Below are 12,822 nucleotides of genomic sequence, written 5' to 3'. Positions count from 1 at the left end.
CGTGTGATCACGCACGGATCGGCGACAGGATATCAAACCATGGGCAAATCCAAACCGCCCCCCTTTGCACAGTCGATAGCCTCTACGTACCCCGCATCCGCATGCCGCATCACCCCAGTCCCCGGATCATTCCACAACACCCGCCCAATCCGCTTGTCCGCCTCGACCGTGCCGTCGCAGACGATCACCACGCCCGAGTGCTGCGAATACCCCATCCCCACCCCACCCCCATGATGCAGCGACACCCACGTCGCGCCACCCGCCACATTCAACATCGCATTGAGCAACGGCCAATCCGACACCGCATCGCTCCCATCCTTCATCGCCTCGGTCTCCCGATTCGGTGACGCGACGGAGCCGGAGTCGAGATGATCCCGCCCAATCACCACCGGCGCCTTCAACTCCCCCTTCCGCACCATCTCGTTGAACGCCAGCCCCAGCTTGTGCCGCTGCCCCAGCCCCACCCAGCAGATGCGCGCCGGCAACCCCTGGAAGCTGATGCGCTGCTCGGCCATGTCCAGCCAGTTGTGCAGGTGCTGGTCGTCGGGGATCAGTTCCTTGACCTTCTGGTCGGTCTTGTAGATGTCCTCCGGGTCGCCCGAGAGCGCCACCCAGCGGAACGGGCCGATGCCGCGGCAGAACAGCGGGCGAACGTAGGCGGGGACGAAGCCGGGGAACGCGAACGCGTTGTCGCAGCCGACGTCCTTGGCCATCTGGCGGATGTTGTTGCCGTAGTCGAAGGTGGGGATGCCTTGCGCGTGGAAGGCGAGCATCGCCTCGACGTGGGTCTTCATGGACAGCTTGGCGGCACGCGCGGTGCCGATCGGGTCGGCCTTGCGGCGCTCGAACCACTGCTCCAGTGTCCAGCCCTGCGGCAGGTAGCCATTGACCGGGTCGTGCGCGCTGGTCTGGTCGGTGACGGCGTCGGGTTTGACGCCGCGGCGCACGAGTTCGGGCAGCGCGTCGGCGGCGTTGCCGAGCAGCGCGACGGATTTCGCCTCGCCCGCTTCGGTGTACTTCTTGATGCGCGCCAGCGCGTCGTCCAGATCCGTGGCCTGCTCGTCGACGTAGCGGGTCTTCAGGCGGAAGTCGATGCGGCTCTGCTGGCATTCGATGGTGAGGCTGCACGCGCCGGCGAGTGACGCGGCCAGTGGCTGCGCCGCGCCCATGCCGCCGAGGCCGGCGGTGAGAATCCAGCGCCCTTTCAGGTTGCCGTCGTAATGCTGCCGACCCATCTCGACGAAGGTCTCGTAGGTGCCCTGGATGATGCCCTGCGAGCCGATGTAGATCCACGAACCGGCGGTCATCTGGCCGTACATCATCAAGCCCTTTTTATCGAGCTCGTTGAAGTGCTCCCAGGTGGCCCAGTGCGGCACCAGGTTGGAGTTCGCGATCAGCACGCGCGGCGCGTCGGCATGCGTGCGGAACACGCCGACCGGCTTGCCGGATTGCACCAGCAAGGTCTCGTCGTCGTTCAACTCGCGCAGGCTGCGCAAGATCGCGTCGAAGCACTCCCAGTTGCGCGCAGCGCGACCGATGCCGCCGTACACCACCAGTTCCGCCGGGTTCTCCGCCACCTCGGGATCGAGGTTGTTCTGGATCATGCGGAACGGCGCCTCGCTGAGCCAGCTCTTGCAGGAAAGTTCGGTGCCGCGCGGGGCGCGGACGGTGCGGGTAGTGTCGATGCGGGTGGGTGCGTTCATGGATCCGGAACTCCGATGAGACAGACGACGGAGTATAGGTCAGCCGATTGCGTCGGACTGCCGCCGCTGCGCGCCGCCCAAGGTTTTCGCAGCGCGCTGTAACCGCACGCCGCCGACGACCGAATAGCTCCAGCGACGGGGACGACCCCGACATCCATTCGTCCACCGCCGCGATACGCGGCCAGGAGCTGACCATGCACGATCCCGCCACACCTGCCCAGCCAGGCCATCGCACCAGCGCGTGGACGTTGATCGCCGCTGCAGTGGCAGTCCCGGCCATCGCGTTTGCCTATGTCGGCGGTTGGCTGGCACCGCATCGGCTCACGCCTGCCAAGGTGATCGACCAGTTCCAGCACAACGCCGGCACGTTCGCCGGCTACCGCCGCAACCACGCCAAGGGCGTCTGCGTCACCGGCCATTTCGACAGCAACGGCCAGGCGCAGGCGTACTCGATCGCGCAGGTGTTCGCGCCGGGGCAGCGCACGCCGGTGGTCGGCCGCTTCGCCATTCCCGGCAGCAATCCGTATGCGCCGGACTCCAGCGTGCCGATCCGCAGCATGGCGCTGCGCTTCGCGCTGGCGAACGGCCAGCAATGGCGCACCGGGATGAACAGCATGCCGGTGTTCCCGGTCGCCACACCGCAGGCGTTCTACGCGCAATTGCAGGCGCAGCAGCCGGACCCGGCCACCGGCAAGCCGGACCCGGCGAAGATCGCCGCGTTTTTCGCGGCCCATCCGGAAACCGCGGCGTTCCGCGCCTGGGCGAAAACGGCCAGGCCGTCGGCAAGTTTCGCCACGGAGAGTTACTGGAGCCTCAACGCCTTCGCGTTCGTCGACGCGGCCGGCCGGCGCCAGCCGGTGCGTTGGCGCATGGTGCCCGAGGCGAACGACGCCGGCAGCGCCGCGAACGCGCCGGGCGACGCGAACTACCTGGCCGCCGACCTCACCGAACGCCTCGCCCGCGGCCCGCAACGCTGGCAGTTGCAGGTGACCCTGGCCAACCCGGGCGACCCGACCAACGACGCGACGAAGACCTGGCCGGACGATCGCCGCACGATCGACGCCGGCACACTGGTGCTCGAGCGCAGCGAATCGCAAGCCAGCGGCCCGTGCCGCGACATCAACTACGATCCGCTGGTGCTGCCGGCCGGCATCGAGGCCTCCGACGATCCGCTGTTGCCCGCCCGCTCCGCCGCCTACGCGGACTCGTACCTGCGCCGCACCAGCGAGGAAGCCCACCTGCCCGGCACCGCCGCGCCCATGCGGGAGGCGAGCCGATGAACGCCACTCCGGACCGGTTCACGCCCGCCGCGCGTGCCTTGCACTGGCTGATGGCGGTGATGATCGTGGCGATGCTGTTCATCGGCGTCGGCATGGTCGCCACCGTCTCCGCGCGGCACGAATGGCTGCTCGCCATCCACAAGCCACTCGGCATCGCGATCCTGCTGCTGGCGGTGGTCCGGCTGGCGGTGCGCCTGCGCCATCCGCCACCGCCGTTGCCGGCCGACCTGCCGGTGCTGCAGAAACTCGCGGCGCTGGCTTCGCACTGGCTGCTGTACTTCCTGATGCTGGCGATGCCGCTGATCGGCTGGGCGATGCTCTCGGCCGGCGGCTATCCGGTGATGCTGGGCGAGTCGTTGCGGCTGCCGCCGATCTTTCCGACCAGCCCGGTCGCGTTCGCCGTGCTGCGCCACCTGCACGGCACGTTCGCGATGCTGCTGTTCCTCACCTTCCTCGCGCACATGGCGGCGGCGCTGTATCACGGGCTGATCCGCCGCGACGGGGTGCTGGCGTCGATGTTGCCTGCGCCGCCAACGCCCGCCGATGACAGCGACCAGGCATGACCCATGCGTTCCGGCACTGGCGCAACGCCGGGTGCGGACGGAAGCTGCGCGGCAACCCGGACACCGGAGTCGCCGATGCCACGCTCGATGGGGTTGATCCTGCTGCTTGCCGTCCTGCCCGCCGCGCCGGCGTCCGCCGCGATGGCGACACCCGACCGCGCCGCCTGTGAGGTGTGGCAGCGCGAACTGGCGTTCGCGCGCAGCGTGCAACGACACGACGCGACGGCGTTTGCCGCGTTCCTCGCCGACGACAGCGTGTTCGATGCGAATGCGGACAGGCCGGTGCGCGGCCCGCAGGCGATCGTGCGGCACTGGGCAGCGATCCTTGCCGGCAAGACGGTGCGGCTGGACTGGTATCCGCAGCATGTGGTCGCGAGTGCCGACGGTACGCTGGCGACGTCCAGCGGCCCATATCTGTTCGAGAACGTGGGTGCGAGCGCGGCGTCGCGTTACGCGATCGGACACTTTTCGACGACGTGGCGGCGTGCGCCGGACGGTTCGTGGCGAGTCGCGTTCGACGGCGGCGACAGCGGCCGCCCCGCCAGCGACAAGGAGGCGGCGACATTCCGCCGTGGCCGCCAGCGCGCCTGCCGGCGACCCGTCGCGGTGGTGCTGCCGACGATCCGGCATTGAAGTCCGAAAACGGCCAGTTCCGCCGCCGCCGCGGTGCTAGCCTGCGTCCATGTCCGAATCACCTGCTGCCACCCTGCCCGCGCTGGCCGTCTGCGAACAGGCCCGCCTGAGCCGCGACGCCCGCTTCGACGGATTGTTCTTCACCGCCGTCACCAGCACGCGTATCTATTGCCGCCCGGTGTGCCCGGCGCCGACGCCGAAGCCGGCGAACATCCGCTACTACGCCAGCGCCGCGGCTGCGGAAGCGGCCGGGTTCCGCCCGTGCCTGCGCTGCCGACCGGAACTCGCGCCCGGCAATGCAAGCTGGCATCGCGGCGAACACGTGGTGGCGCGCGCGCTGAAACTGATCGAGGCCGGCGCGCTGAGCGAACGACCGCTGGCGGAGCTGGCCACGCGCGTGGGCGTGGGCGCGCGGCAATTGCGCCGCCTGTTCGTGGCGCATCTCGGCGCGCCGCCGATCGACGTGCACACCACGCGCCGCCTGCTGTTCGCCAAGCAGTTGCTGACCGAGACCGCACTGCCGGTGACCGAGGTGGCGCTGGCATCGGGTTTCGGCAGCCTGCGCCGTTTCAACGCCGCGTTTGCGGCGGCAAACCGGATGCCGCCGCGCGAGCTGCGCCGGCAACCGCGCGCCGCGAGCGGCGCGGCGCTGGTGCTGCGCCTGGGCTACCGCCCGCCGTACGATTTCGAGGCGCTGCTGGCATTCCTGCGCACGCGCGCACTGCCCGGGGTGGAACGGGTGGACGAGCACGCCTATGCCCGCGTGTTCGGCGACGCGGATGAAGCCGGCTGGCTGCGCCTGACCGCGGCGTCGGGTGATGACCATGCGCTGCAACTCGAGCTGCATGGCGCACGGCCCGCGCAACTGCTGCCGCTGGTCACGCGCCTGCGCCGGATGTTCGACCTGGACGCCGACCCGCGCGTGATCGCCGCGACGCTGGGCGCCAGCGCGGTGCTGAAACCGATGCTGCGCCGGCATCCGGGTCAGCGTCTGCCCGGTGGCTGGGACGGTTTCGAGATCGCGGTGCGCGCGGTGCTGGGCCAGCAGGTAAGCGTGGCGGCCGCACGCACGCTGGCCTCGCGCATCGTGCAGCGTCACGGCACGGTGCTCGCGCTGCCGCTGCCGGACGGCCTGGAACGCCTGTTTCCGACCCCGGCGCAACTGGCCGATGCAGACCTGCGCGAGCTCGGCGTCACCACCGCACGCGCCGCCGCGATCCGCGGCATCGCCCAGGCACTGCTCGATGGTCGCGTGGATTTCCGCGTGGAACAGCCGCTGCAGGAATTCGTCGAGCGCTGGGTGGCTCTGCCCGGCATCGGCGAGTGGACCGCGCACTACATGGCAATGCGCGCGCTCAGCCATCCCGATGCATTCCCCGCCGCCGACCTGATCCTGCGCCGCGCGGCGGCCGGCGGCGGCGCCGAACTGGGCACCAAGGCGCTCGCCTCTCTGGCCGAGGCGTGGCGACCGTGGCGCGCCTACGCGGTGATGCATCTGTGGCGCAGCGCCGGCGACGCCGCGACTGCAAAACGGAGCAAGCCATGAACGCCGAAACGATCCGCGTCGACGAGATGCCGAGCCCGGTCGGTCGATTGCTGTTGCTGGCCGATGCGCAAGGATTGCGCGAGATCCGCTTCGAGACCGAGCGACACCCGCGGCCGGTATCGCCACACTGGCTGCGGTCGTCGGCGGCGCTCGCGTTCGCGCGCGAGCAACTGGAGGAATACTTCGCCGGCACGCGGACCGGGTTCGACCTGCCGCTGCATCCGCAGGGCACGGCGTTCCAGCTGACGGTGTGGGAGGAACTGGCGCGCATTCCCTACGCCGAGACGATCAGCTACGGCGAACTCGCGCGCCGCATCGGGCAGCCGCAGGCGATGCGCGCGGTGGGCGCCGCGAACGGGCGCAATCCGCTGCCGATCGTGGTGCCCTGCCATCGCGTGATCGGCGCCAACGGCAACCTCACCGGCTTCGGCGGCGGCCTGCCGGCGAAGCGCTTCCTGCTGGAATGGGAGCGCCGCATGGCGCACGGCGACCTGTTCGGCGCTGACGACGGACGCCGCGCGGCGCGCTGATCAACCGCCGCTGCGCGACGACGCCGGCGCATCGGTCGGGATCACCCGCGGCAACGCGGACTGAGCCTGCTGCCGGTCGAGCAGATCCTTGAGCGCGGCACGATCACGGTCGTGCCGCGCCTTGTCGGCCTGCTCGAGCTGGCGTTGCAACAGCTCGTTCTTCGCGCCCGGACGCTTCGCGTTGTCGGACACGTTCTGTTGCAGCTGCTGCTGCAGTTCGCTCTGGCGCACCTGGTCGCGCAACTGCTGCTGGCGCACGGCGTCGCGGAACGCATCGTTCGGCACCGGCGCCTGGGTGCGCACCGGGGTCGGCGGTGTCACCTGCCCGGCACCCGCGGCGGCGGAAAAGCCGAGCGCCAGCAGCATCGCCGTACAGGCGAGCATGCGGATGGGCGATGCGTGGGCTGCAATTGTCATGACTCTGCGCGACCATGGGCGTTGCTTTGGCTGAAGTGTGCAACGACCCGCATGAACACAGTGTTTCGCCTGCTGCTTTGCGCAGCCATCGCCGCCTGCGCCGGCTGCACCCATTTTCCCGCCGCCGATCGCGCACCCGACCGCACCGCTGCAAGCGAACCCGCGCCGCTGCTGCTGATCTCGATCGACGCCTATCGGTACGACTACATCGACCGCGGCCTCAGCCCCAACCTGGAAATGCTGGCCCGGCACGGCGTGCAAGCCGCCTCGATGCAACCGTCGTTCCCCTCGCTGACGTTTCCGAACCACTACACCCTGGTCACCGGGCTGCGCCCCGACCATCACGGCATCGTCGACAACACGATGTTCGATCCGCACCTGGGCAAGTTCTCGCTGGGCAACCGCAAGGCGGTCAGCGATGGCCGCTGGTGGGACGAGGCCACGCCGATCTGGGTGACCGCTGACCAGCACGGCATACGCACCGCGACGATGTTCTGGCCGGGTTCGGAAGCGGCGATCCACGGCCACCGTCCCGACTACTGGCGGCCGTTCGACGACAGCGTCAGCGCCGACCAGCGGGTCGACCAGGTGCTGACCTGGCTCGACCTGCCCCCCGCCACGCGACCGCGTTTTCTCACCTTGTACTTCGACGCCGTCGATCACGCCGGCCACAAGCACGGCCCGGACTCGCCCCAGGTCGACGCCGCGCTGCGCGCCACGGATGTCGCGCTGGGCCGCTTGCTGCAGGGCCTGAAGCAGCGCGGGCTGTTCCAGCGGATCAACCTGATCGTGCTGTCCGACCACGGCATGGCCGCGGTGCCGGCCGGCAACACCGTGCTGCTGGATGACCTGCTGCCGCTGGACCAGGTGCAACTGGTGAGCGAAGGCATCGTGGCCGGCTTCAATCCGCGCTCCGACAGCGCCGCGGATCGGGCGCGGTTCGCGGCGATCGAACGCAAGCTGGAGCAGCCGCAGCGACACATGCGCTGCTGGGACAAGAGCCGGGTGCCGGCGCGCCTCGACTACGGCAGCAACCCGCGGGTGCCGCAGCTGATCTGCCTGGCGGACGTGCACTGGCGCATCGCCAGCCGCGCCAAGCTGGCCGCCAAGAAAGACCCGCCCAACCTGGGCAACCACGGCTACGACAATGCCGAGCCCGCGATGCAGGCGATCTTCATCGCGCACGGCCCGGCATTCCGCGTCGGCATGAAAGTCCCCGCGCTCCCGAACGTGGACGTCTATCCGCTGATGACCCATCTGCTCGGACTGCCCGCCGCCGCGAACGACGGCGACTACGACGCGGTGAAGGGGATGCTGAAATCCGCGGCGCCCTGAAGCCATCGCCCTGCGACACAACCGCCTCGCCATCCGGCTATTGACCCGCAGGGCGGGCACCGCCCGGCGCCTCTGGCTTGGCACATCGGCGGACAGTGCCCGCCCTACCCCATCGCGCCCTTGCTCATCGGCGTCGGCGCCGTCGCCACGTCGACCAGCGGCGGCAGGCGGAACAGCCACAGCGCGATCAGCAGGCCGAGCAGCGCCAGCACGCCGACGAACAGCGCCACGCCAGCCCAGCCATGCGCGGCGTAGAACAAGCCGCCACTGGCGCCGGCGATGCTCGAGCCCATGTAGTAGCAGAACAGATACACCGATGCGGCCTGCGCCTTCGCCGCGCCGGCACGCCGACCGACCCAGCTGCTGACGATCGAGTGGCCGCCGAAGAAACCGAACGTCACCGCCACGATGCCGGCCATCACCAGCCACAGCGGTTGCGCCGCGGTCAGCGCCACCCCGGCCAGCATCAGCGCCAGCGCCGTCCACAGCACCTTGCGTCGACCCAGCTTGCCGGCCAGGTGGCCCATCCACGCCGAGCTGAACGTGCCCACCAGGTAGATGCCGAAGATCAAGCCCACCACCGCCTGGCTGAGGTTGTACGGCGGCGCCAGCAGCCGATAGCCGAGGTAGTTGTAGACGGTGACGAACGCGCCGAGCAGCAGGAAGCCCTCGACGAACAGCCACGGCAGGCCGCGGTCGCGGAAGATGCCGTTGAAGCGTCCCGCGACGGTGCGCCAGCGCAACGGCTGCGCCGCGAAATGCCGCGAGGCAGGCAGCATGCGCCAGAAGATCAGCGCGGCCGCGATGCCGATCACCGCGACCACCGCCACGCCGATGCGCCAGCCGAAGAAGTCCGCCAGCACGCCGGTGATCAGCCGTCCGCCCATGCCGCCGACGGCACTGCCGCTGATGTACAGGCCCATGCCCAGGCCGATCGACTCGACGTGCATCTCCTCGCTGAGGTAGGTCATCGCCACCGCCGGCAGCCCGCTCAGGGTCAGCCCCAGCAACGTGCGCACCACCAGCAGTGCGGTCCAGTCCGGCATCATCGCGGTCACCAGCACCAGCACCGCCGAGCTGAGCAGCGAAGCCACCATCAGCGACTTGCGTCCCCATGCATCGGACAGCGCGCCGGCGAACAGCATCGCGAACGCCAGCACGCCGGTGGTCAGCGACAGCGACAGCGCCGCACCCGCCTCGCTCACCCCGTAGTGGCGGCTGAACTCCGGCATCAGCGGTTGCACGCAGTACAGCAGGCCGAAGGTGGCGAAGCCGGCGGCGAACAACGCGAGATTGGTGCGACGGAAGTCTGCTGTGCCGTGGTGGATGTAGCGCGCGTCGGCGTCCGTGGATGAGGGCGCCGCTGCGGGCATCGAAGCTGTCGTCACGTCACTGCCTGCGCTGCGGCACGAACCGGAAGGGTCGGAAAGCTTAGCGTACCCGCCGCGCGAAGAACGCGATGATCAGGCCGTACAGCAGCATTGCCAGCACGTTCTCGAGCAGCGACAGCGCCGTGAAATGCGGATTCTTCGCGGCCGACAGCGGCACCACCACGAACTCCATCACCACGAAGACCACCACGCCGTAGGCGAGCCCCGCGAGGATCCAGCGGCGGCACATCCACGCCAGGCGTTGCGCGGCCAGCACGAAGATCGCCGCGATCAGCAGCGACATCGCCCATTGCAGCACCAGCCCCAGCAGCGACACCGGCAACCCGCCGGCGAACGCCGCGCGGCCGAGCAGGCCGCTGGCGATCGCGCGCAGGATGATGAGTGGATCGACCCAGTTGATCAGCGCCGCGGCAAGGACGTCGAGCGAACCGGCGACGAAGCCGCCGTAAAGGACGGCAAGTCGCGGCGAAACAGGCGTGGCGGTCGGCACGGGCTTCTCCTGCAGGCGGTCCGGAAGGGCACAGGGATACGCCGCGGCGATCACGCCGGCACGTGCCAACAGTCATGCGCTAGGCACTGCGGTCACCGCGCAGCGCGCGCACTGCCTCGTCATGCCCGGCCGCGCCGCGCCCGCTGACCCAGCCGAACAGCGCGATGCCGACGATGATCGCCAGCGCGCCGAACGCGGCATAACCGTGCGGCCAGGCTTCACCGAGGAACAGCACGCCGAGCAGCGTGGCGAACAGCAGCTCGGCCGCCTGCATCGCCTCCACTGCGGCCAGCGCGGTCGGCTCGCGGCGCACCATGTCGGTGGCGCGGAAGAACAGGATCGTGGCGATGGTGCCGGAGGACAGCGCCACGCCGCCGGCCAGCAGCGCCTCGCGCAAGCTCGGCGGACCGACGGCGAACCACGCGACCAGCGCGAACGCCAGCCACAGCGGCCAGCTGCACAGCGTCATGCCGAACACCCGCTGCACCGCGTTCAGCCGCGTGCCGCACTGTTCCAGGTGCAGCAGCAGCTGGCGGTTGCCCAGCGGATAGGCGAACGCGGACAGCACCACCGCGCCGATCGCCAGCCAGCCGCCGGCGCGCAGGTGACCCTGCGCATGGCCCCACTGCAGCGCGAACACGCCGGCCACGATCAGCGCGCCGAGCGCGAGCGTGCGCCAGGCCAGCCGGCGCCGTTCGTCGCGATAGATCAGCGGCGCCAGCAGCGGTCCGGCCAGCACGGTGGTCTGGAAACTGCCGGCAACCAGCCACGATGGCCCGCTGCTGGCCGCCCAGGTCAGCGGCACGCCGAACAGCACGAAGCCCACCGCGCTCCACCGCAGCCACGGCCGCGCATGCCGGCGCAGCTCGCGCGGCAACTCGCCCAGCCCGCCCTGCAGCGGCAGCACCACGGCGAGCAGCGGCAGGGTCAGCAGGTAGCGCAGGATCACCGCCCACGCCCAATGCCCGCCGCCGGCGACCAGGCTGCGGTTGAGCACGTAGGTGAGCGTGAAGAACAGCGCCGAGCACAGCGCCAGTCCCACCGCGGCAAGGGCATTCGTACGCATGCGGTGCCATCGGGCCAAACCGCGAGTGTGGCAAATCGCGCCGCGCCTGCGAAGCACCCGGGCGCGGCAACGGTGGCGTGCATGCGCAACGCCCGCCGTGGCGGGCGGGCGTTGTCAAACAATGGCGGATAAAAGCTTGCTCAGTTCCAGCGGCCGTTGCTGCCACCGAAGCTGTAGCGGCCCGCACCGAGCAGCATGATCGCCAGCGCGGTGCCGAGGAACATGCCCTGCAATTCCAGCGCCCAGCCGCCGGTATCGGCCAGCGTGGCAAGCTGGCCCAGGTGCACCAGCCCGATCGCCACCAGCATGTTGATCACGATGATCAGCCCGCCGAGCCGCGTCCAGTAACCGAGCAGCAGCAGCAGCGGCGCGACCACCTCGCCCACGTACACGCCGTAGGCCAGGAACGACGGCAGGCCGGCGCCGGTCACCACGCCGAGGATGTAGCCCGGCCCGTGGATCAGCTTGGACACGCCATGGAACAGGATCAGCACGCCCAGCACGACACGAAGCAGCAACTTGCCCAGATCCGCAGAACTTTGCATGAGACTCCCCCTTTGGTGGTTTCGGAAAACCATCGTCGACAACCCGCAACACCGACACAGGCTAAACCGATTGCTCAGCCACCGCACGGGCCGATCCCCGCGAGCGGCGCAGTGCCTTCACGGCGACGCGGCCAGCGGGCGCACGCGCAGCCCGTCGACGATGCGGTCGTCCGGATAGGCGACTACCTGTTCGCCCTGGCGCAGGCCCGCCATGATCTCCGTCGCGCCATCGCCCTGCATCCCTGGTGTGACCACCGTCAGCCGCGCACGACCGCCGACGACGCGGTACACCGCCCAGCGCCGGCCGTCGCGGAACAGCGCGCTGGACGGCACCTGCAGCACGTCGGGGCGACGCCCCACCTCGAACTCCACCTCGACCCGGTAGCCGTCGCCCAGCGACGCCCACTGCGCGCGCGGCGCGGTGATGTCCAGCCACACCAGGGTGCGCTGCTCCTCCACGCCCAGCGCCGAGATCTTGGTGAAACCGCCCGGCTCGATCCGCGTCACCCGCGCCGGCAGCGCGTCCGCGCCGCCCCAGCGCAGGATCCGCGCCGGCGACCCCGGCCGCAGCGCGATGGCCTGCTGCGACAGCGCCTGCACCATCACCTCGAGCTGGCGCAGATCGCCCAGTTCCAGCAGCGACTGCCCGGCCTGCACCGGCGCCGTGCTTTCCTGGAAGCGATGCAGGACCACGCCGTCGATCGGCGCACGCAGCTCGACCACCTGCCCGCCGCTGCGGCCCTGCCCGGACAGCAGCGCCGTCAGCGCCGCACGCTGCTGCCCGGCGGCGCGCCGTTCGGCCTGCGCCGCCGCGGCGGCCGCCTGCGCGCGGGCCAGTCGCGCCTCGACTTCATCGAGCGCGGCCACGCTCACCACGCCGGACGCGCCGAGCGTGCGCATGCGGAGCGCGTCGCGCGCGGCCAGCCCGGCATCGGCCTGGGCGGCCGCCAGCCGCTGCTGCGCGGCCTGCATCGAGGCCTGTGCGGCCTGCTCCTCGGCCAGCAGACGGGTGCGGTTGGCCGGGTCCAGCAAGGCGCCCTGCAGCGGCTCGATCACCGCCACCACCTGCCCGGCCTTCACCGCGTCGCCCTGCAGCAGGTCGATCCGCCGCAGTGTGCCGGCGATCGGCGCCGACAGCAGCCAGCGCCGCGGCAACTGGGTGCGGCCCTCTTCCTCGAAGCGCTGCACCAGCGGGCCGCGCGTGACCGCCGCCACGTCGAGCGAGCGCGGCGCGGTCTGCAGCGCCCACCACGCCGCGGCGGCGATGGCGGCGACCGCGACGGCGGCAACGATCCAGCGGTGGCGCTTCACGCTCATCGGGCA

At 70.3% G+C, this 12,822-nt stretch carries 13 protein-coding genes; 6 read left to right on the top strand and 7 right to left on the bottom strand.

Annotation, left to right across the window (positions count from 1 at the left end):
- Nucleotides 1-32: 32 nt before the first annotated feature.
- Nucleotides 33-1,703 (bottom strand): urocanate hydratase, encoded by a 1,671-nt coding sequence (gene hutU, locus B1991_RS16930; RefSeq protein ID WP_136259857.1) that lies wholly within the window; start codon nucleotides 1,701-1,703, stop codon nucleotides 33-35.
- 194 nt (nucleotides 1,704-1,897) lie between these two features.
- On the opposite strand from hutU, the gene B1991_RS16925 reads away from it, so the two are divergent.
- The 5 genes from B1991_RS16925 to B1991_RS16905 all read left to right on the top strand — a co-directional run bounded on the left by B1991_RS16925 (nucleotide 1,898) and on the right by B1991_RS16905 (nucleotide 6,255).
- On the top strand, nucleotides 1,898-2,983 hold the full coding sequence (locus B1991_RS16925) for a catalase family peroxidase (RefSeq protein ID WP_136259856.1): 1,086 nt from the start codon (nucleotides 1,898-1,900) through the stop codon (nucleotides 2,981-2,983).
- A complete protein-coding gene (locus B1991_RS16920) occupies nucleotides 2,980-3,546 on the top strand; it encodes a cytochrome b (protein ID WP_136259855.1) in 567 nt (188 codons plus the stop codon). The genes B1991_RS16925 and B1991_RS16920 overlap by 4 nt, the downstream gene beginning before the upstream one ends.
- Nucleotides 3,547-3,621: 75 nt before the next feature.
- A complete protein-coding gene (locus B1991_RS16915) occupies nucleotides 3,622-4,179 on the top strand; it encodes a YybH family protein (protein ID WP_136259854.1) in 558 nt (185 codons plus the stop codon).
- Between the two features lie 49 nt (nucleotides 4,180-4,228).
- Nucleotides 4,229-5,725, top strand: coding sequence for an AlkA N-terminal domain-containing protein (locus tag B1991_RS16910; protein ID WP_136259853.1), 1,497 nt, complete (start codon nucleotides 4,229-4,231; stop codon nucleotides 5,723-5,725).
- Complete coding sequence (locus B1991_RS16905; RefSeq protein ID WP_136259852.1) at nucleotides 5,722-6,255, top strand: methylated-DNA--[protein]-cysteine S-methyltransferase; 534 nt, start codon at nucleotides 5,722-5,724, stop codon at nucleotides 6,253-6,255. The genes B1991_RS16910 and B1991_RS16905 overlap by 4 nt, the downstream gene beginning before the upstream one ends.
- On the opposite strand, the gene B1991_RS16900 is transcribed toward B1991_RS16905, so the two are convergent.
- On the bottom strand, nucleotides 6,256-6,672 hold the full coding sequence (locus tag B1991_RS16900) for a hypothetical protein (protein ID WP_136259851.1): 417 nt from the start codon (nucleotides 6,670-6,672) through the stop codon (nucleotides 6,256-6,258).
- 51 nt (nucleotides 6,673-6,723) lie between these two features.
- On the opposite strand from B1991_RS16900, the gene B1991_RS16895 reads away from it, so the two are divergent.
- A complete protein-coding gene (locus B1991_RS16895; RefSeq protein ID WP_136259850.1) occupies nucleotides 6,724-8,007 on the top strand; it encodes an alkaline phosphatase family protein in 1,284 nt (427 codons plus the stop codon).
- A gap of 104 nt (nucleotides 8,008-8,111) precedes the next feature.
- Here B1991_RS16895 and B1991_RS16890 read toward each other — a convergent pair whose 3' ends face one another.
- The 5 genes from B1991_RS16890 to B1991_RS16870 form a co-directional block, all read right to left on the bottom strand.
- Complete coding sequence (locus B1991_RS16890; RefSeq protein WP_136259859.1) at nucleotides 8,112-9,380, bottom strand: MFS transporter; 1,269 nt, start codon at nucleotides 9,378-9,380, stop codon at nucleotides 8,112-8,114.
- 58 nt (nucleotides 9,381-9,438) lie between these two features.
- The gene (locus B1991_RS16885; protein ID WP_136259849.1) at nucleotides 9,439-9,888 is read right to left on the bottom strand and encodes a hypothetical protein; all 450 of its coding nucleotides are present in this window, start codon (nucleotides 9,886-9,888) and stop codon (nucleotides 9,439-9,441) included.
- Between the two features lie 79 nt (nucleotides 9,889-9,967).
- A complete protein-coding gene (locus B1991_RS16880) occupies nucleotides 9,968-10,954 on the bottom strand; it encodes a multidrug resistance efflux transporter family protein (RefSeq protein ID WP_136259848.1) in 987 nt (328 codons plus the stop codon).
- Between the two features lie 140 nt (nucleotides 10,955-11,094).
- Complete coding sequence (locus B1991_RS16875) at nucleotides 11,095-11,499, bottom strand: DoxX family protein (RefSeq protein ID WP_136259847.1); 405 nt, start codon at nucleotides 11,497-11,499, stop codon at nucleotides 11,095-11,097.
- 117 nt (nucleotides 11,500-11,616) lie between these two features.
- Nucleotides 11,617-12,816 carry an efflux RND transporter periplasmic adaptor subunit gene (locus tag B1991_RS16870; RefSeq protein ID WP_136259846.1) on the bottom strand — a complete coding sequence of 400 codons (1,200 nt, stop codon included), beginning with the start codon at nucleotides 12,814-12,816 and terminating at the stop codon, nucleotides 11,617-11,619.
- Nucleotides 12,817-12,822: the final 6 nt, after the last annotated feature.

Origin of the sequence: Rhodanobacter lindaniclasticus, from assembly GCF_004799035.1 — a bacterium.
In the GTDB taxonomy this organism is placed as follows: Bacteria; Pseudomonadota; Gammaproteobacteria; order Xanthomonadales; family Rhodanobacteraceae; genus Rhodanobacter; species Rhodanobacter lindaniclasticus.
Note: the sequence above shows the minus strand (reverse complement) of the source record. Positions and strands in the feature narration are given on the sequence as shown.

Excerpts from the sequence above, each read along its gene's own strand:
- B1991_RS16915 (WP_136259854.1), top strand. The coding sequence starts at position 3,622 with ATGCCACGCTCGATGGGGTTGATCCTGCTGCTTGCCGTCCTGCCCGCC.
- B1991_RS16910 (WP_136259853.1), top strand. The coding sequence starts at position 4,229 with ATGTCCGAATCACCTGCTGCCACCCTGCCCGCGCTGGCCGTCTGCGAA.
- B1991_RS16920 (WP_136259855.1), top strand. The coding sequence starts at position 2,980 with ATGAACGCCACTCCGGACCGGTTCACGCCCGCCGCGCGTGCCTTGCAC.
- B1991_RS16900 (WP_136259851.1), bottom strand. The coding sequence starts at position 6,672 with ATGACAATTGCAGCCCACGCATCGCCCATCCGCATGCTCGCCTGTACG.
- B1991_RS16905 (WP_136259852.1), top strand. The coding sequence starts at position 5,722 with ATGAACGCCGAAACGATCCGCGTCGACGAGATGCCGAGCCCGGTCGGT.
- B1991_RS16925 (WP_136259856.1), top strand. The coding sequence starts at position 1,898 with ATGCACGATCCCGCCACACCTGCCCAGCCAGGCCATCGCACCAGCGCG.
- B1991_RS16875 (WP_136259847.1), bottom strand. The coding sequence starts at position 11,499 with ATGCAAAGTTCTGCGGATCTGGGCAAGTTGCTGCTTCGTGTCGTGCTG.
- B1991_RS16880 (WP_136259848.1), bottom strand. The coding sequence starts at position 10,954 with ATGCGTACGAATGCCCTTGCCGCGGTGGGACTGGCGCTGTGCTCGGCG.
- B1991_RS16870 (WP_136259846.1), bottom strand. The coding sequence starts at position 12,816 with ATGAGCGTGAAGCGCCACCGCTGGATCGTTGCCGCCGTCGCGGTCGCC.
- B1991_RS16890 (WP_136259859.1), bottom strand. The coding sequence starts at position 9,380 with ATGCCCGCAGCGGCGCCCTCATCCACGGACGCCGACGCGCGCTACATC.
- B1991_RS16895 (WP_136259850.1), top strand. The coding sequence starts at position 6,724 with ATGAACACAGTGTTTCGCCTGCTGCTTTGCGCAGCCATCGCCGCCTGC.
- hutU (WP_136259857.1), bottom strand. The coding sequence starts at position 1,703 with ATGAACGCACCCACCCGCATCGACACTACCCGCACCGTCCGCGCCCCG.